The organism is Shewanella waksmanii ATCC BAA-643 (genome assembly GCF_000518805.1).
GTDB classification, from domain to species: Bacteria; Pseudomonadota; Gammaproteobacteria; order Enterobacterales; family Shewanellaceae; genus Shewanella; species Shewanella waksmanii.
The window spans coordinates 66,154-87,533 of sequence record NZ_JAEH01000007.1 but is presented as its reverse complement, the minus strand read 5'-3'; the positions used below and the strand labels follow the sequence as shown (position 1 = coordinate 87,533).

Here is a 21,380-nt window from a genome sequence, read left to right as displayed (position 1 = left end):
AGGTTCGTAACCAAGCTGGTTTTCAATCTAACGTTAACCGTTAAAGCGCGATCGCAAGTTCCGCCCCCTGTCTTATCGCTCGTTTAGCATCAAGCTCTGCGGCTACATCTACACCACCAATGAGATGCACTGGCAAACCCGTGGCTTTCATTTCGTCGACCAACTGGGTATTAGATTCTTGTCCTGCACATAAGACAACATTGTCGACAGCTAGCGTTTGTGGTTGCTGATCAACCTCTATATGGAGTCCTTTATCATCAAAAGATTGATAGCTGACGCCTGTTTGCATAGCAACTTGATGTTGTTTTAACACTGAACGGTGGATCCACCCCGTGGTCTTGCCGAGACCTTTACCCATCTTGGTGGTTTTGCGTTGCAACAAATGCACTTGCTTATGTTGCGGGCTTTGTTCTGGCTGGGTTAAGCCCCCACGGTCTTGATAGCTTTTATCTATGCCCCATTGCTTTAACCATTTTTCAGGTTGTAAGGTGCTAGACTCCGCTTCACACAGGAAGTGGGCCATATCAAAGCCTATCCCACCGGCACCAATCAATGCTACCTTGTCGCCTAGCTCTACCTCGCCATTAAGTACTTGCTGATATGTGACAACCCGCGGATCATCAAACCCAGGAAGGTTGAGTTTTCTCGGCACCACGCCAGAAGCGATCACCACTTCATCAAACTGCTCTTCTTGCAGCGTTGTAGCATCCAAACGAGTGTTAAGTCGCAAGTCAACCTGATGTAATTTCATCTGCTCGTTAAAATAGCGGATAGTCTCATTAAACTCCTCTTTACCGGGGATCTTGCGCGCTAGATTAAATTGGCCGCCCACTTCATCTTTAGCTTCAAACAACACCACTTTATGCCCACGACTTGCCGCGTAAATGGAAAATGCCATACCTGCTGGCCCAGCACCCATGACTGCAATGCGTTTAGACTGAGCTGTGGGAGTAAAGTTGAGTTCGGTTTCATAACATGCTCGCGGATTCACAAGGCAGGTGGCACGTTTTAACGAGAAGGTATGGTCCAAACACGCTTGGTTACAGCCAATACAGGTATTGATCAGGTGACTTTGGTCCGCTGCGGCTTTATTAACAAACTCGGCATCAGCTAAGAAAGGTCTGGCCATAGACACCATGTCGGCTTGGCCGGACTCAATAATATGTTCAGCAATCTCTGGGGTATTGATTCGATTAGTGGCGATAAGTGGTAACTTAACCTCGCTCTTTAATCTTTCTGTCACCCAGGCAAATGCACCTCTTGGTACACTCGTCGCAATGGTTGGCACTCGGGCTTCATGCCAGCCAATCCCGGTATTGATAATTGATACGCCAGCTTGCTCTAACCACTTAGCCAGTTGCACAACCTCATCCCAATTAGAGCCATTATCAACCAGATCTAACATAGATAAACGGAACACGATGATGAACTCTTTACCCACTTTTTCGCGGATGGCGTTAACGATCTCTACTGGAAACTGTGCCCGCTGAGCAAAATCACCGCCCCACTTGTCGGTCCGTTTATTGGTACGACTACAAATGAACTGATTGATCAGATAACCTTCAGAGCCCATCACCTCTACACCGTCATAGCCAGCTTGCTTAGCTAGCTGTGCAGCTTTTGCATAATCTTTAATAGTCTTACTGACTTGCCTGGTCGACATTGCTGACGGAGTAAAAGGTGTAATGGGTGATTTGATCTTACTGGGTGCTTGTGAGAAAGGATGGTAGCCATATCGTCCCGCATGCAAGATCTGCATGCAAATCTTACCGCCTGCTTCATGGACTGCTTGGGTAACCTTTTTATGTTTGCCTATTTGCCAAGAATAGGTCAGTTGGCAAGCATTAGGAGCAAGACGACCGCGCAGGTTAGGCGAAATTCCCCCGGTTACGATTAGCCCAACACCGCCTTCGGCACGTTCTTTATAGAAAGCTGCCAGTTTCTCAAAGCCGCCCTTTTCTTCTTCAAGACCAGTATGCATCGAACCCATCAACACTCGGTTCTTTAGCGTAGTAAATCCTAAATCTAAGGGTTCTAATAAATGTGGAAACGACATTCAAACATCCTTTTTAAACAAGTGATTTAATCCAGCATACAACGGCTGAAGTATTTGCTCAATAGCCAGCCAACGGTTGGCATGATTAGATTCATTTACAATTCTATTTTCCCCTGCCCTCGCTTTTCAGTTAGCATAGGCCTAATCGAGCGATAAAGGAGTGGGTAATGTCCGCTAAACCCTCATTATTTAAAAGAATAGTAAAGCTTATATGGAACCTAGTGAACGGTACTCGCAAACTTTTGCTGAACCTGTTCTTTTTTGGATTTTTACTGCTGTTTGTCTTTGTCTTAACAAATGAAGAAACCATAGAGATAGAAAAAGGCTCTGCGCTGGTACTCGACCTTTCCGGGGTGATAGTAGAACAAAAGCGCCCTGTTGACCCAATAGAAGCAGCAATGAAAAGCGGAAGCAATCAAGGCGATGGCGAAATACTGCTAGCCGATGTACTGGATGTCATAAATAACGCCGCATCAGACCGCCGTATTTCCGCATTAGTGCTAGATATTGGTCACCTTAAGTGGACTGGGATCAGTAAACTCCAATCCATAGGTGAAGCGCTGCATCAGTTTAAGCAAAGTGGTAAACCTATTGTTGCCAACGGTAACTGGTATGGACAAAACCAATACCTATTAGCCAGTTTTGCCGATACCATCTATTTAAATCCGCAAGGCAGCGTTGAAATTGAAGGCTTAAGCCGTTATCGCCAGTATTATAAATCTGCGCTAGATAAGCTAAAAATTAAAGCTCATGTGTTTAGAGTTGGTACCTTCAAATCCGCTGTTGAACCTTACCTGCGTGATGATATGTCCGACGCAGCCAAGGCTGCGAATAAAGACCTTCTTGATGACATCTGGCAAAGTTACCAGCAAACCGTAACCACTAATCGCGGCATTGCCGACGATGCCCTCATGCTAAGCGGTGAGCGTTATCTACAAGAACTCGACAAAGCGCAAGGTAAAGGCGCTCAAATGGCGGTTAATCTTGGTTTAGTCGACCAACTCGCATCGGCAGAAGAGTTTAGACTTGCGATGGTTGAACTAGTAGGTGAACAAGCCAATGCCGATAGCTATAAGCAAATAGGCTTTAACGATTATCAAACACTAGTCGCTAAACACCCTAGTTTAAGCATTGAAGATACCGTTGGTATTGTCGTTGCTAAAGGCACCATCTTAAATGGTAATCAGCCTGCTGGCCAAATTGGCGGCGAAAGCACCGCTAAATTACTCCGCGATGCACGTTTTGATGACAATGTGAAAGCCGTTGTTATGCGAGTTGATAGTCCAGGTGGTAGCGCGTTTGCATCTGAGCAGATCCGTCAGGAAGTCATCGCACTTAAATCAGCCGGCAAACCAGTTGTTGTCAGCATGGGTAGTTATGCCGCTTCAGGAGGCTACTGGATATCGGCAAGTGCCGACTATATTATGGCAACCCCAACCACGCTAACCGGCTCTATCGGTATCTTCGGTATGGTAACCACTTTTGAAGATTCTTTAGCTCACCTGGGTATCCATACTGATGGAGTCGCAACTTCTGAATGGTCTACGTTCTCGACAGCTAAAGGGCTAAACAGCGAACTTAAAGCGGTTATTCAACGCTATATAGAGCGCGGTTACCATGATTTTATCTCACTGGTGGCCACTGAGCGTAACATGAGTCTCGATGAAGTCGATGCCATTGCACAAGGTCGTGTATGGTCAGGCGCCAAAGCAAAACAACTGGGTCTGGTTGATGAGCTCGGCGACTTAAACAATGCTGTGGCAAAAGCGGCTGAACTTGCCGAACTCGATAAATATGATACCAAAGTGATTGAGCAAGAATTGAGTGCTCAAGATCAATTGATTCAAGCGATGTTTGCCAAGGCGGTCAGTTATCTACCTGAGTCACAGCTTCAAAGTACGATATTGCAAGATATCTTGCAGCAATTGGACTCAGCAATTGAAGAGTTCTCATCGTTTGATGACCCCAATAATATCTACTTGTATTGCGATACTTGCAATATTTAATGTCATTGAGTTAAAAGCCCGCAACAGCGGGCTTTTTTAATGGCGACAACCTCAGTATAATCGGCGAAAAATATTAGCTGAAAGCCCAAATCAATGACTAAACGTTCGATTTATGTCGCCTACACCGGTGGTACCATAGGTATGCAAAAAACCGCTAATGGTTTTGCACCTGTTCCAGGTTTTTTAACCGACTGTGTCAAATCAATGCCCGAGTTTTTTCATGAAGAGATGCCTCATTTTGAAATATCAGAGTATTGCCCGCTGATTGACTCTTCGAACATGGCTCCCACTGATTGGCAAATGATTGCTAATGATATTAAAGCCAATTATGACAAGTACGATGGATTTGTTATTTTGCACGGCACAGATACCATGGCATTCACCGCTTCAGCACTATCGTTTATGCTGCAAGGATTGGGCAAACCTGTCATTGTTACCGGCTCTCAAATTCCGCTAGCGCAACTTCGCTCGGACGGCCAAACTAACCTGCTTAACGCGTTATACATTGCGGCCAATTATCCAGTGGCTGAAGTATGCTTGTTCTTTAACAATAAGCTGTTTCGGGGCAATCGTACCACTAAGGCCCATGCCGATGGGTTCGATGCTTTTGCGTCCCCAAACTTCCCACTGTTACTCGAAGCCGGGATTAAAATACGACTTAAAGCCGGTAAAATTGCCGATGAATCTAAGCAGCAATTAGCGGTAAAGACGATTACCCCACAACCTGTTGGTGTAGTGACCCTGTATCCAGGGATCACCACAGATGTGATTGATAATTTGCTAAGGCAGCCAGTTAAAGCCTTAATCTTGCTAACATATGGTGTGGGTAACGCGCCGCAGAATCCAGAGTTGTTAGCCTGCTTAAAACGGGCCTCTGAGCGGGGTATCATTCTAGTGAACTTGACTCAGTGTTTACAGGGCAAGGTCAATATGGGCGGCTATGCAACAGGCAATGCGCTTGCTAAGGCCGGCGTGATAAGCGGCTTTGATATGACAACAGAGGCGGCACTGACCAAGCTGCACTATTTATTGTCTCAGCAATTAAGTCCGGAGCAAATCCGCAGTCAGATGCAGCAAAACCTATTTGGTGAATTAAGCGAAGACTAGTCCTGCTACTCGATTTTGCAATATCACTCAAAAATAAAAGCGCCAATTTAGATCGGTATGATCTAAATTGGCGCCAAAGTTTTATAAGTTAAAGATCTTGCTCTTTAAACTGAGCTATCGACTCACCTTTAAACTGTTTTTTCAATTCCGCCTTCGACAGCTCGTTCACTTCGCCTTGATTATTGATGGTGAAATGATCAGTTTGACTAAGCCTGCGCGCCTGATATAACATCACCAACTGCTGGGTTTGATCCCGCTGCTGCTGGCTTAATACTGTGCCATCTTCCCACTTGCCAATTTCAACGGCACTTAATAAGCTTTGATAGACCTCTTCAGGCATATCATCAATCACTTTGTTAATCTCGCTCATACGCTTTTCCGTTTGTGTAGTACGATTCTTACCCTAGCAATCAGGTAGCCGACAAAGCCAAAAACAAAACAGCTGCCCGCGACATAGGCGCGCATCCCTGTCGCACTTTCGCCACCCCAGAACCAAATAACCACACCGGCTATAAACAAGGTCATGGCGATAAAACTTTGGTTCATTAACTGATTAGAGCGACGTATATGGCTAATGCGCATTTGCGATTCATTAACCTCACCCATCACGCTACTACAATGAGAGCAAGACTTAGCTTGACTCGATATGCGCTTATTACACTGCTGACATTCTACTAACGCCATCGCCGTTACCTTAATTTATCAACTACAGCTAGCATGGCCAAAAGTGAAGCTTCACCTAAATACATGCTGCGCTCTGGAGACCAACCTGAAATGGGATCAGGCATATTTGCATTATCTTTAAATGGCATTTCAAGCGTATTTGATAAACATTTGAAGTGCTCTGCCACCCAGTTTGAAGCCACGGTAAGGTTCGCTTTACCTGGTTCATCTTTGTCATAGCCAAACTTATCTTGGAAATCTGCGCTAGCCATCAGTAAAGCGTTCACGAAAGACTGCTGCAACGTTGCCATCTCTTGAGTATAAGACGGCACGCCTTCACAACCTGCCAGAAATACATAAGGCAAGCCTTCATCACCGTGCACGTCATAAAATAGATCAACACCTTCTTGTTTCATTTTGTTGATCACATGAAACACTTCAGGACTGCGAGCTAAAGATGGATTTTGCCATTCGCGATTTAAGTTCACTCCGGCCGCATTGGTGCGCAAATGACCTCGCGCGCTACCATCTGGATTCATATTTGGCACAATATAGAAATTGGCTTTATCAAGTAGCGCTTTAGCTGTTGGGCAATCGCTATCTAATAGGTTGTTGAGTAGCCCCTCGACCAACCACTCAGCCATGGTTTCACCTGGGTGCTGCCTTGCAGTGATCCAAATCTTGGCTTTTTGCTCATCATCGTCACCGACTTTGACTAACGTCAGGTCACGCTTATCAAGTGTTTCACCTAAATGTGTTAATGACACTAGCGGGTGAACTTGTACTGCGGCTAACAGATCTTGATGACGCTCGTAGCTATAAGGTGCGAAATAAGCAATTTGAATCGCATCGCAATCTAACTGCACATCAATGGTGAGTTTGCCATCCTGATAACTTGTCGGTAAGCGGAACCAGGTTTGTCTGTCATAGGTTGCAGCAGCTTGGTAATTTTCCCAGCCTTTAGGATAGGACGCGCCATCGGCATTAATAATGTTGAGGGTGTATTTAGCCCCAACAACGCCTTCCAATTTGAAGTTAAACCACTGGTAAAACTCCCCGCCTTCGTCTGGACGAATAGCAAGCTGAACATCGTCGAAGTTCTCTTGATTAATTACTTCGATGTTCCCACCATCAAAATTGGCACTTATCCGCATATCTTATCCTTAATTGTATTTGTTCGTGCAGGGCCTAAGCGGCTGCGAGATAGGCCATAGAATAACCTAAACCTAACGTTTTACCCATGTATGACATGAAAAAAGCCACTCAAGAGTGGCTTTTTTCATCAAAGTTAAACTTTTATAGGGCGGCGTAGCTGTATCCTTGGCCCCGTACAGTATTAATCAAGGTTTTAGGTAATTCTATTTGCGCCAGCTTTCTTCGCGTATTGCTGATGTGCATATCAAGATTGCGGTCAAATTTACCCAGCTCTTTCTGCAATACACGCCGCTGCAACTCAGCTTTAGTAATGACCTCACCTTTACGTTCAAACAGATATTTAAATAACTTGTATTCGGTCTGCGTTAAAGTGACTTTACGACTGTCAATCAGGACTGAGTAATCCAAATCGTTAAAGTTAATGTCGCTATTGACTTGTTGATTTACCCCTTGCGCTTGCGCAATTTCAACACGGCGTTGTAGTGCAACCATTCTGACTAGTAACTCCTTTATACTGAAAGGCTTGGTGACAAAATCATCCGCACCTAGTTCATACCCTTTAATCCGTTCTTCTTCGTTATCTATGGCAGAAATCACGATAACGGGTGTCGATTTGTCGCAACTATTAAGTAAGCCAAAACCATCCATCTTAGGCATCATAATATCGAGTAGGATGACATCTGGTTGAAAGTGCTTTAAACAAGTTAATGCTTCAATACCATCGGCTGCACAGGTGACTCCATGCCCCTGTTGCTCTAACGCCTGGCATAAAAGATCACGAAACACTTGGTCATCATCAACTAATAATATTTGGCTCATTTATCACTTACTACGAATGCGAACGATTATCATTAAGGTTACATCAAAGGTGTGACAGGTGCTAGTAGTTTTTGCTAAATTTGCGATCTTAGTAACATTTACTCTAAGCAAATAAACAAAAAGCCAGCATTTGTGCTGGCTTTTTAAACAGAGTCTAAGTTTCGTTATTGGGTTAACATCAGCTCTCTTACATATTTTACCGGTGCACTGCCATAACTTAAGAACTCCTCGTGGAACGCTTTTAAGTTAAAAGCCTCACCCTGCATACCTTTGAGCTCTTCTCTAAAGTCATAGATCTCACGGTAACCAGAATAGTAGCTAGTTAACTGTACTTGGCTCAGTGTTGCCCGGCGCCATTTACCTTCAGCTTCCGCCTATTGCTGGAACGCTTCTTGAGTCATAAGCTCAATCGCCTCCGCTTCGGTCATGCCTTTAACTTGGATACTGTAATCTAAAATGGTATTGGCAATAACACGTAAATTCCATTTGTAGTACATCAACCACATTTCTGGCTCAAAGTTGCCGTAGCCCTCTTCCAGCATCATACGCTCGGTATACACCGCCCAGCCTTCAACCATAGCACCGTTACCAAACAGGCTTTTTATCATGCTGGGAGATTCGTTACTGTAAACCAGTTGGGTATAGTGGCCTGGAATGGCTTCATGGATGTTTAGCACTTGCAGTATCCAGTGGTTATATTCGCGAAGATAGCTTTCAGCTTGTTCATCACTCATGTCATCCAGCGGCGTCACATTATAATAAGTGTTGCTACTTTTCTCATAAGGGCCAGGTGCACTGATAGAAGCACCCGCAAAACCGCGCATGTATTCCGGTGTTTCTCTTACAACCAGCGGCTTAGAGGGATCCAGGGTAATGAGTTCTTTGTCATTGACGAATTTGACTAACTCAGGGATTTGCGCTCGAACCTCAGCAACAAAATTATCACGTTGCACATGTTTGGCACTTAAGTGATCAATCAATTGTTTTATAGCGACATTACTCTGCTTCGGCTGAGGTGTATCAAAATACTTGCTCCATAGCTTATCGGTAATTTTCGCCATTTCACCTTGCACACGAGCTTTGTCATCCATGGCTTTTTCATAAAGCGCTTTGCCACTCATTCCCGCTTGAATATCAAAGGCAAATTTTTGCTCATACAACTCTTCACCAATTCTAAAACTCTTAGCGCCAGATTTAACTAACTTAGATTCGAGATCTTCTAACCAGCTTATATGCTGGTTGATTGCCGTGGTTGATTGCTCGAACCTTTGTTTAAACAACTGTTTTTCTTGATCTGTTAAGCCTGATCTTGACACTTTTTCAAGTAATTCATCAGAAAAAACGCTGAATGCGCCTTTATTTTGCATAACAGCTAGCTGGGTGTGTTCAAGTGTAGGATTACTGATATTCGCTTGAGCAGCAAGGTAGTAAGCCGGTACGTTTTCCATTCTTGCTAGGAAGGATCTTAACCTTTCATCTAGTGGAGCAAAGTCTTTATTAATGATTTGTGCAAAACCGCCCGACACGTTGTAGCTGCTGGGGTTCCATTGCCAAGATTTAAAGACTTCAATCTCCCAAGCACCACGTTGCAACAGATTTTCAATCAAGCGATAGTCGATCAGTTCGTTTGGCGATAGTTGCGATTTATCAAACGACTGTAGCTTATTGAGTTCTGCCGTAACAAAGGCTAAGTAGGCACTGCGCGCCGTATCATTGGGAATCTGTAAAATACCATCATATTTATGATAGCCACTGTATAAAGCCCAAGTTGGCGACTGTTGCCATAACCCTTCAATAAATTGCTCAGAAAAGGCGGCAAAGCCTTCGACAGCGACTTGCTCAGCAGCGGTAGGCTGCGTGGTCGATGAAGACTGTTGTGAAGTACATGCAGTGAGACCTGTCAGAGCACTGGCAATGGTCAGTGCGATTAGCGCTTTTTTCATTATCCTATCCTGTGATATGTTGTTGTTCTTATATATTGTTATCATCTTACTCTCTACCTAAGTTAACCACTTTCTCAGTAAAGATTCAGCTAACTATTGCGACAATTCATAGCTTGTTACAAATCCATTAATAGTCCGCTTGGTTTATACTAACTACACGGAAATGTCACATTGTATTGACCCTATGCAGAACCTCAGCATAGGGATAATCGCTAAGCTGGCCAAAGCCATTTACTTTTCGCAGTTTAAGTTTGGTAAAAAGCGGCATATGCAAACCACAAAGCGCGCGTGCAAGCCGTTCATCACTATAGTGTTTAGTTAAACCAGCCTTGAGTTCTGCGGCCATTGAAGCAACATTTACACTCGCTAAAGGTGATAGCGTATCAATTTCAGGTATATGGGCGGCGCCTGAGATGCAAGCTGAGCACTGGCCACAGGGTTCGATCTCTTGTTGATCATCAAAGTAACTGGCTAAGGCAACACTTAAGCATTGGTCAGTTTGTAGTAAATTAAGTAGATTATGAATGCGCGCAATTTCGCTCGCTTCTTTGTCTCTAAACTGCTCACTAAGTTGTTTAGTGACACTATCTAGGTCAAACAGAGGCGTCAGTACTTCATAGACTTGTGTCATCTGCTTACTTTGCAACTCGATTAAGTTCTGCTCGTCGAGATAGCTTAGTGCTGTCAATCCTCGTTGTTGTTGGCGATAGTCACTATCGATGTCTTTCAAGTCGATACTATGCCAAACACGGGCGCTTTTTGCCGCTGCGAAAACTTGCCCCAAAAATGCCGAGCGCTGGGGATCAAAACGATTAAGAATCGCACCTTTGTCAGCAATAAACTTAAACTTATACTCTGCAAAATAGCTATAAGCTGGGCGAATGATGCCCTTTAGCTCTATGTATACAAGTAAGGTTTTTAGTGCCAAAGGTCTGATATTAGTTTCTGTAGACAATGAGTTGAGCATGGTTTCCCATTGACCTTGAGCCCGGCTGATACGAGATAACACAGACTCAATTGCGCTTGCTTCTGGGGTATCGCCGTAGACAAAGTTCTCTAACACAGTCAAATTGTCTTTATTGGCAAGCACCAAACATTCAGACGCTTGCCCATCTCGACCCGCTCTGCCCACTTCTTGCGCGTAGTTCTCAATTGATTTGGGTAAATCGTAGTGCACCACAAAACGAATATCGCTTTTATCAATCCCCATACCAAACGCGATCGTAGCCACCATTAACGGGATCTCACCCTGCATAAATTGTTGTTGCAGTTGTTGGCGTACCTCGTGGCCCAGTCCCGCATGATACGCACAGGCAGAAAAACCTGCTTGCTTAAGCTGTTCAGTTAATGTTTCGGCACTTTGCTGCAAGGTCACATAAATAATGCCACTACTCTGGCTTCGACTATGTAACCACTGAGTTAGCTGAGAAAACTTATCTTTTGTAGCCACCCCTCGCACATTCAGGGCCAGATTAGGTCGGTGAAAGCCGGTACGGACGATATGTTGCGGCAATATATTGAACTTAGCACGCATATCATCGGCGACTTGTGCAGTGGCCGTTGCGGTTAATAGCAGCACCTGATCAATGGCCAACTCTCGCTGATAGCCCGGTAACTTCAAATAATCAGGCCTGAAGTTGTGGCCCCATTCAGAAATACAATGGGCCTCATCAACCACTAACAAAGAGATTGGCACGGCGTTAATAAACTGCCGAAAGCGCTCATTGTTAAAGCGCTCAACCGACACCATAAGGATTTTAATCTTACCTTGCCTTATATCAGCCATCACCGCTTGTATTTGCTCACGACTTTGCGAAGAGTCTATGCTGGTTGCCGCGATACCGTGTTGCGTAAGAAATGCGAGTTGGTCTTGCATTAAGGCTAGCAATGGCGACACCACAATGGTGAGGTGGGGAAGCTGTACTGCGCTTAGCTGGTAACAAAGTGATTTACCAGACCCTGTTGGAAAAATCGCCGCGGCGCTATGGCCGGCAAGAATTGACTCAACAACAGCTTGTTGCCCGGGTTTAAAATGTGAGAAGCCGAACGCATTTTCTAATAGTTGCTTTAACATGAGACTTTAACCATGGCCTTTAGTGCAACCATCATGCATGTGGATGTTTTTAAGTGCAAAAAAATAATTAAAACTATAGATCTTATGTCGTTTTTAGGCTTTGCCATATACTTAACGTTAACATTTTGTTGCAAACTACTTTGAACGCGGCATTATAGACAAATAACAATAAAAAATATCTACATTAGGTCGCCCCATGTATTGGAGAAACCATTTGAAGTCTCGTTATTCGCTTTGCAAAATTGCGCTGTTATCAAGCATCAGTTTCATCAGCTGTTATAGCAACGCGGCATCACCCGCAATGCCTAATGTCATTACCATAGCCACCCAGGCTTGGCCCCCCTATCAAATAGAAAATGGCGATAAGCAATACGGTTATGCCATAGAAGCACTTGAATGTGTCATGACTTCTATTAAACAGGATTACCGTGTTGAATTTGTGCCTTGGGGAAGAGCCCAGTCGGGCACAGCCCTAGGGACTTATGATGGCTTTTTCTCTGCATCAAAACATACAGGTAGAGATGAATACGCCATTTTAAGCGATACCTTCATTGAACAGAAATGGTCGTTCTACCTACATAAAGACAGCACGCTGGCCACCGACCTCAACACGTTACAAACTAAGGCCGTTTTTGGTAGCAGAAAACACTCAAATACGCTTTTTTGGCTGCAAGATAATGGCTTTAAGAATATTCATAAATTTAATCATGTCGATGACTTAGTTAAATTACTGGTTAACCGTCGTATTGATGCCATTATGGAAAACGAAATTCTGTTCAACAACGCCCTGTATCATGCCGAAGTAAAGAGCGATACCTTCATAAAAGTCGACAATATCGAAAAGCCATTAGGGGTCTATTTTGGTAAGCGATTTTTGAATCAGTATCCCAGCTTTTTAGGTAAGTTCAATCAAGCTACGCAGCAATGTCGCTTTAGCCAAGACAATAACGAAAGTTAGTTATCTAGATTGAACTTAGCCGTTATCGGGTTATGATCTGACGCGGTTGAAGGGGTTGCACTAGCCTGTACTAGCTGTAACCCACGGTAGAACAGATGATCCAATGGTTGACCAAGGACACGACTGCGGTAGTCGTGTTGAAATTTGGCAGAAATCAAATCATATTGTGCAGCGAAATCACTGACCACAGCCATTCGCCCTGCCCGCCAAGTATTAAAATCACCAGCAACAATTATAGGCCCCGAATGGACTTGTAGTTGCTTAGCGACCAAGCCCCACTGCGCTTGGTAACTCGATAAGCGCCAATCAAAGTTAACTCCATGAAGATTAACGACTAACAGTGTTTGACCATTCGATAACGGATAGCGACTCACCAAGGTAGATTTAGCAAACCGAATCCAGGGCTCAGTACTCTGATAAGCACAAGCTTCTTGCGCCTTACTATTAGATAGCGTCATCACGCCCATCGTGACGCCGCGAATAGCGAAACCTTTCGCCATTACCGCATGTTTGTTTACTTCAACGATTTGCTGGTTTAAAGCCTGATTTAACTTAGCTTCTTGCAATAAGACCAGATCTTTGGTCGCCAAAGCATGTAGTTGTTGCTGCCAATTGGGCTTTTGTTGCTTGTAGATATTCCAAACCGCCACTGATAACACCCCAGCATCATCTAACACCTCTGAACCTGACTCAGAGATACAATGGTGGGTAAAATGGGGTTGTTGGCCAACACTCATAACAGCAGCGTCTCCATTGAAGGATGCAATAATTTGATGGTAACAGACTATGGCAACACTGCTCAATAACACTGCCGCTAGGCCAAATTTAATGCTACGGATTTTCAAATGCCTATCTCAGTCAATGAATCACTTCGGCTTTTAACCGTAGAATAAATTTTACTGTATACTACTGACAACCTCATTTTGCAAACCATCTCAGTTGGATAATTAATTCCGTCTATGGAAAATTTTTACCAGATCCTCACGCTTTTGAGTGTATTGCTCTATTGGCTTGTGCTTGCGGGCGTAGTCGTCCGTGTGATCAGCAAGCGCAGAAATATTGGCGTATCATTAGCCTGGATGCTTATTATCTACTTTGTGCCCTTTGTCGGCGTCATCGCCTATTTAATGTTTGGTGAGCTCAACCTAGGTAAAACCAGAGCCAAGCGAGCGATAGAGATGTATGAACCCTATAAACAATGGTTTGCACAGCTTTACCAATTGCCACAACATCGTCCCGAAAAACTCAGTTCCTATGCACGCTCTATTAGTGCTTATTGCGATACTCATGTCGGTATACCGAGCTTATCTGATAATCAGATGACGTTAAAAACCACGCCTGAGCAAATTCTTAGCGCGATCATCGACGATATAGACAATGCCCAATCTCATATCTTCATGGAGTTCTATATTTGGTATCCCGGCGGTTTAGCTGATGATGTAGCCAACGCCTTGATTAAGGCGTCGCAACGAGGCGTCAAGGTAAAGCTATTGATAGATAGCGCAGGTAGCCGACAATTTTTTAAATCTAGCTGGCCCAAAAGTATGCGCAGTCATCATATTGAAGTGGTTGAAGCGCTAAAAGTCAGCCCTTTAAGAATGTTTTTCCGCCGGCTAGATCTGCGACTACACCGTAAAATCGTCATCATTGATAACCGTATTGGCTATACCGGTTCTATGAACATGGTTGACCCCAAGTGCTTTAAACAAAACGCTGGCGTTGGCCAATGGATCGATGTCATGGTACGTATTGTTGGACCTAGCGTTCCTGTTATGAGCTGTATCCATGCTTGGGGTTGGGAGGTTGAGACCAATCAGCGCACCCTTCCCGCCATTGAAGTACAAAGCGACGCTGCTGCTCAAAGTGATAATCAATTACAAGTTATCCCATCTGGCCCAGGCATGCCTGAGCAGATCATTCATCAAGTGTTGATGCAAAGTATCTATCAAGCCACTGAATCGATAGTCATCACCACCCCATATTTTGTACCCAGCGAGAATTTACAAAATGCACTCATAGCCGCTGCCAATCGTGGTGTGAACGTGAATATCATCATCCCGAGGCATAATGACTCAACGATGGTTAAATGGGCCAGTAGGTCATTCTTTAATGATTTACTCAAAGCTGGGGTTAACATTTATCGCTTTAAAGGCGGCCTATTGCATACCAAATCTGTGGTCGTCGACAATAGTCATTGTTTGATTGGAACCGTCAATGTAGATATGCGCAGTTTATGGCTTAATTTTGAAGTGACCTTAGCCGTTGATGAGCGCGCATTTACCCAATCGCTTATAGAATTACAACAGGGTTATATGGCTGACTCTGAAAAACTAGATTACCAGCGCTGGCAACGTCGCCCCTACTATAAACGTGTAATTGAGCAAGTGTTTTACTTGTTTAGCCCATTACTATAACCACGACTATAAAAAGGCATTTGCTGTAAAAGCCACCAAGCCTTTTTATCTTCAGTAGAGACGACTTGGTCATTGGGTAAAAAGATCACCGTCTTATCAGCCCATTTGTTTAATGGAAACAGGTGGGCAGTCACCATATGTTGTTGCAGAAAAGCCACTAAACTGCCATCGTCCCTCGCAGCAGTTAACCCGTAAGTTAGGCGTTCAAGTAACTTGGTGTTTTGCTTGTCGACAAAGAACCACATATTGAACGGGTAGACAATAAGCAGATCATCAAACAGCGTTAACCGATTCCCGTTTAACACATGATATTGGGCAATCTCGCTGTAGCCTTCATGTATGCCTCTGGGAAAGTAATCGCAGCGTTCACGCTCAAGCATCACAAAGTTGGCTTCATATTTGGATGAGGTCATTACCGATAAACCCGCTTGGCGTAAAATCTCGGTATCGGGCCAATGCTTTCCATGACAAGCGACCATTTGTTTTAAATCAGCAAGCTTGTTGATAGTGAGGAATTGGGGTCTATCCTGCTTGCGAATTATCAACGCCCTTACCCCAAGAATACCACCGAGCAGATCGACTGGCACAGCAGCATAGTCTTGCTCTCTTTGCACATCACTGCCAGCCCAAATAACATCAAGGTAGCGACTGCCTTGCAGCATACGAAACCAACGACCCTGAGTCGAAGTGTCTGGACTGAGTAAAACTTGCGCTTCGCCATATTTATCTTGCGAATGGCTAAGCGCCAATTCAAGCAAGCCTATAAAATAGCTATGGGATGCATCATTTTCTGATTGTGGCGCTATGGTTCTTACTGCTGTGACAGGATCGGCTTTGCTGGTGATACTGGCTAAGACACCCCCGAGTAAAATTGCCAATACTAATAGTTTGCTAGCCATGGATACACTCTGTAAACCAATACTAGTATTAAGTGTAGGCGAAAAATTTGAAAGGAAGATGCGCTAAAGCAAGTGAGACTAAAACGCAAAAAGGGTGACAGTAAACACTATCACCCTTTTTTAAATATGGCGGTGGAGGAGGGATTCGAACCCTCGATACGTTGCCGTATACACACTTTCCAGGCGTGCTCCTTCAGCCACTCGGACACCCCACCGGAGTTAACGGATAGATGCCGTTAACGGAGCGCTACTTTACGCAAAAGCCCTTTTAGGGTCAAGGGAAAAAACTGTAATACCAGACGTTTGCATAATTGCTAAGCGATTTTACGCTAGGCTAATGCGCATCAGTCTCTTTACGACACATTAAATTTACTCACTAAGTTAACCATTTCACTGGCTTCTTTGAGTAACTTTTCATTGAGCATACTAAGTTCATCAGCAACTTGCTGGGTGCTTTGATAAATTTCACTTATCTTCATCGCATTGCGATTAACTTCTTCAGACACAGCAGATTGCTCATGGGTTGCGGCCGCTATCTGCTCATTCATACTGTCAATCACGCCCACTTCACGAACGATACGCTGCAGTTCTTCTCCCGCTTTTTCCGACTCTTCTACGCTGACTGTGGCCTGAGATTTACCGACTGCCATCGCCTTAACAGCCACATCTGCGCCTTTTTCTAACCGCTCTGTCATATTGCGGATATCTTCGGTAGAGGCCTGCGCTCGCTGCGCCAAGCTGCGAACCTCATCGGCAACAACAGCAAAACCGCGGCCCATCTCCCCTGCTCGCGCAGCTTCAATGGCAGCATTTAACGCCAATAAGTTTGTTTGCTCTGCAATGCCACTTATCACGCCCAGTACGCTAACAATGCCCTGTATATCTTGATCTAAGCTATGAATGGCAGACGATGCTTGCTCAATTTCACTGGCCAATACATGGATAGATTCAGAAGTTTTGACAACTTCGCGGTTACCCTCTTTTGCTTCTATGTTTGCCGCCGCAGATGCCTCGGAGGCTTTTTCAGCATTATGGGCAATCTCTTGCACGGTCGCGCTCATCTCCGTCATCGCTGAAGCAACCTGATCGGCTTCAACATGGCCGGCAGAGACATCATTTTGCATGGTCACGGCACAACCTTCCATCGCCTTAGAAGCCTTAATCAACGAGTCGCTACTAACGACCACTTGGGTGATCACGGCTTCAAAATCTTGCATCATAGCGTTGTACGCCGTGGCTAACTGGCCCACTTCATCTTGATGGTTGCTGTTAACCCGTACGGTTAAATCGAAATTTTGTTGCGCATTAACAATAGTTTTATGTAGATAGGCCAAACTATTATGAAAGTAAGAACCAATGGCGATAGACAGACTGATAACCACCACACCCGATACCAGCATCAATATAATCACGCCATACATTAAGGTATTGGCTGCACTTAAACGCTGCTGGGTATCGCCAATCAACTCACTAGAGAGTGCTTGTTCATTTTGGCGCACTAAATCGATTCGTGCGGTAGAGGTAGCAAACCATTGCTCAGATGAGGCATTGGCTAACTTTTGTGGATCTTGCGACTGCGCCAAATCACGATAGGTTTGCACCGCCGCAAATGGCTGAGAGTTGGCGATCTGTTGATAATTACGCGCGGCACTGTCGCTTGAAAGCGCTAAGAAACGCTCTTGATAACTATTTTGCTCAGAAACCAAATTAATAAACTTTACAAACATGCCTGGTTTGAAAGCGGAATTACCAAAAGTGGAACTCAGGACCGCCCGTTCAATTCCCGCACGTTCTTTCATCTGTAAATACGCGCTAAAGGCCGCGGCCTGAATGGCGATCTGCTTATCTGCAGAGGCTTTAACGGTATGGTCGACAATGGATAACAACGCACTGTTTAAGTCAGTGTAGAATTTAACTTCTTCGGGAACACTAATACTCAGCCCCGTAACACGTTGCCTTATACTGCTGAGCTCATTTAATGCCGTTTCCACTTGGCGTAAAGTGCTATCAAAACTGGCTGGCAAACTATTGCTGCGGACGAACTGCTGATAGATCGCGATTTGGCTATCACTGAGTTGGCGTTGTTGGGGTAATTTAGATGCGAAACTTTTACCACCAGAGCCAATAAACCCGGCGCTCATGCCGCGCTCTTTTTGTAACTCGTGCACTAAGTTCCCGTTAACCACGGCTAACTCACTTAACACTGCCACTTGGCTAAGGCTTTTGCTCACTTGATATTGGCTATGAAGCACATAAAAACCAAACAGAATACAGCCGATAATGGGTGGCATAAGAACTAAGAAAAGCTTGTTCTTAATGCTAACATCACCAATCCAACGCATCTTCATGATATCGTCCCTGAAAAAAGAAGTAATACAAGTTCACTTAGTCTAGCTGATTCTCAAGCACAAACAAAAAAAGTCCCTAAATTAAGGGACTTTTTTTGTTTAATATCAACTACACCGGAATCTTCAGTGACACTTTGTACATCATTGGCTAATAATTAAGCATTACCTTTGACTTTCATATTAAGTGTTTTAGCAAAGTTAAGCATGCGGTCCAGTGGTATAAGCGCTTTTTCACGCAACTGATCATCAACATGAATTTCATGTTCTGACGAATTATCGTTAATCAGTGCCGCCTCAATCGCCTTAAGCCCATTCATTGCCATCCAAGGGCAATGGGCACAACTTCTACAGGTTGCACCATTACCACCTGTAGGAGCTTCAATTAACTCTTTTCCAGGCGCGGCTTGTTGCATCTTATAAAAAATGCCTTTATCCGTAGCCACAATGAAGGTTTGGTTGTCCATTGTTTGAGCAGCTTTAATTAGTTGACTCGTTGAACCTACTGCATCGGCAAGTTCTACCACACTCGCTGGCGATTCTGGGTGAACCAAAATTGCTGCATCTGGATACTGCTGCTTAAGTTCGCGCAAGGCTTTAGCTTTAAACTCATCGTGGACAATACACTCACCTTGCCACATCAACATATCGGCACCGGTTTCTTTAGCAATATAGCTGCCTAAATGTCTGTCCGGTCCCCAGATAATTTTCTTATCTTCACTGTCTAAGTGCTCAACAATCTCTAAGGCAATACTTGAGGTTACGACCCAATCTGCACGGGCTTTAACCGCTGCTGAAGTATTTGCATACACAACAACAGTATGATCTGGGTGTGCATCACAAAACTCGGTGAACGTGTCTATTGGGCAGCCAACATCTAACGAACACGTTGCTTCGAGTGTCGGCATTAGTACTGTTTTTTCAGGGCTTAAAATCTTAGAGGTTTCACCCATAAACTTCACACCCGCAACAATCAATGTTTGTGCTGGATGGTCGCGACCAAAGCGCGCCATTTCGAGTGAGTCTGAAACACAACCACCAGTTTCTTCTGCCAAGGCTTGAATTTCTGGATCGGTATAATAATGCGCCACTAAAACCGCTTGTTTCTCTACCAATAACTGTTTGATTCTATTTTTATAAGCTTGCTTTTCAGCATCGCTTAGCGGAATAGGTTTTGCGGGAAATGGGTACTGGATTTCTGCGACTTGTGGGGCTAACTGACTCATGCTCAAACCATAAACGGGACTAATTAGCGGGATTATACTCAAACTTGCGAATGCATTAAACAAAAAAGAGCGCCAAGCGCTCTTTTATAGACTAAAGATAGTTAAATATTATTGCATAGCTAATAACATTTCTTGAGGATGCTCAAGGTAAGCTTTCCATTGATTACAGAATCGCGCAATGGTGCCACCATCAATGACTCGGTGATCACCAGACCAACTCACCTGCATAATCTTACGAGCTTCTACTTCACCTTCATCGTTAAAGCGCGGTAGAGTTTGCAACTGACCTAAAGCTACGATTGCCACTTCCGGTTTATTAATAATCGGCGTTGCTACCGTACCACCTAACGCACCAATGTTAGAAATAGAGATACTGCCGCCTTTAAGATCCGCTGGCGCCACTCGGCCACTACGCGCATCGTTAGTTAAGCGGGTAATATCAGCAGCGACTTCCAAAATTGACTTGGCCTGCACATTTTTCACATTCGGTACCAACAAACCAACCTTAGAGTCCACGGCCATACCAATATTGTGATCCGCTAGATAAGTCAGCTCGGTACAGTCTTGATTCACTCGACTATTGATGATCGGGTATAGCTTAAGTGACAAAGACATGGCTTTCATGAAAAATGGCATCATGGTCAACTTAAGATCATCAGACGAATATTTCACTTTCATCTGCTCTCTTAGTGCACAAAGCTCGGTTAAATCCAGCTCTTCACAATAAGTAAAGTGTGGAATCGTTGAAACCGACTCGGTCATCATCTTAGCCATCACCGCTTTGACGCCCTTAATCGGCTCGACACGATCCCCTGCACCACTCGCCACAGTTTGACTACTGATCGCACTCTGGCTTGCTTGCGTTTGCGGCGAGCTTTGCGCTGTAGTCGCTTTTACTAATTGACCACGATAACGTTCAACATCATCTTTGTAGACTCTGCCATTTTTACCGCTGCCAGGGATTTCTGCGATATTAATATCATAACTACGCGCTAAACGGCGTACAGCTGGACTGGCCAATGCTTTTCCTTGAGCCACATTGTTATTGCTGCTTGTCTCGACTTGGCCTGCCGATGGTTGCTCGGCGCTTTGCGCATTCACTGGGTCAACAGCCGCTGTTTCACCTGCAACTTCAATCGCAACCTCAATGGCAAATAATGGCTGATGAACTTTAGCTAACTGCCCTTTACGATAATGCAGTTTAGCCACTCGACCATTTTTAATAGCAGGAATTTGCACTAAAGCCTTATCGGTCATTACATCAGCAATCGGCTGATCTTCAACGACATAATCACCTTCAGCAACCAACCACTCTACTAGCTCACACTCTACTATGCCTTCACCGATATCGGGCAACAAAAACTCTTCAATTTGTTGGGCACTTTGAATTGAAGGTTTTTCATCAATAACTTGCTCAACTGCCGCTTCTACCGGAGCACTTGATGTTTCAACTTGTTCAACCTCAGCGCTAGCGCCCACATCAACGCTATATAAAGGCTCATGCACGATGGCAATCTCACCTTTTTTGTAATGAAGTTTTTTGATAACACCAGCGTGAGGTGCTGGAATTTGCACTAAAGCTTTATCTGTCATCACATCGGCAATAGGTTGGTCTTCAACCACAGTATCGCCTTCAGATACTAGCCATTCTACCAGTTCGCACTCAACGACACCTTCACCGATATCGGGCAAAATAAATTCTTTAATCACAGTTT

At 44.3% G+C, this 21,380-nt stretch carries 15 protein-coding genes, 1 tRNA gene and 1 pseudogene; 4 read left to right on the top strand and 13 right to left on the bottom strand.

Annotation, left to right across the window (positions count from 1 at the left end; translation table 11 throughout):
- Positions 1 to 40: 40 nt before the first annotated feature.
- Complete coding sequence (locus L865_RS0104815; RefSeq protein WP_028772188.1) at positions 41 to 2,056, bottom strand: oxidoreductase; 2,016 nt, start codon at positions 2,054 to 2,056, stop codon at positions 41 to 43.
- A gap of 167 nt (positions 2,057 to 2,223) precedes the next feature.
- On the opposite strand from L865_RS0104815, the gene sppA reads away from it, so the two are divergent.
- Positions 2,224 to 4,062 carry a signal peptide peptidase SppA gene (gene sppA / locus L865_RS0104810; protein ID WP_028772187.1) on the top strand — a complete coding sequence of 613 codons (1,839 nt, stop codon included), beginning with the start codon at positions 2,224 to 2,226 and terminating at the stop codon, positions 4,060 to 4,062.
- Between the two features lie 93 nt (positions 4,063 to 4,155).
- Positions 4,156 to 5,169 (top strand): asparaginase, encoded by a 1,014-nt coding sequence (gene ansA, locus L865_RS0104805; protein WP_028772186.1) that lies wholly within the window; start codon positions 4,156 to 4,158, stop codon positions 5,167 to 5,169.
- Between the two features lie 88 nt (positions 5,170 to 5,257).
- Here the strand turns inward: ansA and L865_RS0104800 are convergent, their stop codons facing one another.
- From L865_RS0104800 to L865_RS0104775, 6 genes and pseudogenes are all read right to left on the bottom strand, one after another.
- Complete coding sequence (locus tag L865_RS0104800) at positions 5,258 to 5,539, bottom strand: DUF1315 family protein (RefSeq protein ID WP_028772185.1); 282 nt, start codon at positions 5,537 to 5,539, stop codon at positions 5,258 to 5,260.
- Positions 5,536 to 5,853 (bottom strand): hypothetical protein, encoded by a 318-nt coding sequence (locus tag L865_RS0104795; RefSeq protein WP_028772184.1) that lies wholly within the window; start codon positions 5,851 to 5,853, stop codon positions 5,536 to 5,538. The genes L865_RS0104800 and L865_RS0104795 overlap by 4 nt, the downstream gene beginning before the upstream one ends.
- Before the next feature lie 5 nt (positions 5,854 to 5,858).
- Positions 5,859 to 6,986, bottom strand: a complete 1,128-nt coding sequence (locus L865_RS0104790; RefSeq protein WP_028772183.1) for a M14 family metallopeptidase — start codon at positions 6,984 to 6,986, stop codon at positions 5,859 to 5,861.
- Positions 6,987 to 7,128: 142 nt separating this feature from the next.
- Positions 7,129 to 7,806 (bottom strand): response regulator transcription factor, encoded by a 678-nt coding sequence (locus L865_RS0104785; protein ID WP_028772182.1) that lies wholly within the window; start codon positions 7,804 to 7,806, stop codon positions 7,129 to 7,131.
- 164 nt (positions 7,807 to 7,970) lie between these two features.
- Positions 7,971 to 9,749, bottom strand: a pseudogene (locus tag L865_RS23165) (DUF885 domain-containing protein).
- Positions 9,750 to 9,915: 166 nt separating this feature from the next.
- Positions 9,916 to 11,823: a RecQ family ATP-dependent DNA helicase gene (locus tag L865_RS0104775; protein ID WP_028772181.1), complete on the bottom strand. Its 1,908-nt coding sequence runs from the start codon at positions 11,821 to 11,823 to the stop codon at positions 9,916 to 9,918.
- Positions 11,824 to 12,037: 214 nt separating this feature from the next.
- On the opposite strand from L865_RS0104775, the gene L865_RS0104770 reads away from it, so the two are divergent.
- On the top strand, positions 12,038 to 12,781 hold the full coding sequence (locus L865_RS0104770; RefSeq protein WP_028772180.1) for a substrate-binding periplasmic protein: 744 nt from the start codon (positions 12,038 to 12,040) through the stop codon (positions 12,779 to 12,781).
- On the opposite strand, the gene L865_RS0104765 is transcribed toward L865_RS0104770, so the two are convergent.
- On the bottom strand, positions 12,778 to 13,626 hold the full coding sequence (locus L865_RS0104765) for an endonuclease/exonuclease/phosphatase family protein (protein ID WP_028772179.1): 849 nt from the start codon (positions 13,624 to 13,626) through the stop codon (positions 12,778 to 12,780). The two genes, L865_RS0104770 and L865_RS0104765, sit on opposite strands and share 4 nt — an antisense overlap.
- A gap of 114 nt (positions 13,627 to 13,740) precedes the next feature.
- Here L865_RS0104765 and cls point away from each other — a divergent pair, with 114 nt between their 5' ends.
- A complete protein-coding gene (cls, locus tag L865_RS0104760) occupies positions 13,741 to 15,195 on the top strand; it encodes a cardiolipin synthase (RefSeq protein WP_028772178.1) in 1,455 nt (484 codons plus the stop codon).
- On the opposite strand, the gene L865_RS23160 is transcribed toward cls, so the two are convergent.
- The 5 genes from L865_RS23160 to L865_RS0104735 all read right to left on the bottom strand — a co-directional run bounded on the left by L865_RS23160 (position 15,171) and on the right by L865_RS0104735 (position 21,375).
- On the bottom strand, positions 15,171 to 16,094 hold the full coding sequence (locus tag L865_RS23160; protein WP_051484448.1) for a type 2 periplasmic-binding domain-containing protein: 924 nt from the start codon (positions 16,092 to 16,094) through the stop codon (positions 15,171 to 15,173). The genes cls and L865_RS23160 overlap by 25 nt on opposite strands.
- A gap of 127 nt (positions 16,095 to 16,221) precedes the next feature.
- Positions 16,222 to 16,309, bottom strand: a tRNA-Ser gene (locus tag L865_RS0104750).
- A gap of 138 nt (positions 16,310 to 16,447) precedes the next feature.
- Positions 16,448 to 18,442, bottom strand: coding sequence for a methyl-accepting chemotaxis protein (locus L865_RS0104745; RefSeq protein ID WP_028772177.1), 1,995 nt, complete (start codon positions 18,440 to 18,442; stop codon positions 16,448 to 16,450).
- Between the two features lie 155 nt (positions 18,443 to 18,597).
- On the bottom strand, positions 18,598 to 19,665 hold the full coding sequence (gene nadA, locus L865_RS0104740; RefSeq protein WP_028772176.1) for a quinolinate synthase NadA: 1,068 nt from the start codon (positions 19,663 to 19,665) through the stop codon (positions 18,598 to 18,600).
- A 108-nt stretch (positions 19,666 to 19,773) separates the two neighbouring features.
- The gene (locus tag L865_RS0104735; RefSeq protein WP_028772175.1) at positions 19,774 to 21,375 is read right to left on the bottom strand and encodes a dihydrolipoyllysine-residue acetyltransferase; all 1,602 of its coding nucleotides are present in this window, start codon (positions 21,373 to 21,375) and stop codon (positions 19,774 to 19,776) included.
- Positions 21,376 to 21,380 lie beyond the last annotated feature (5 nt).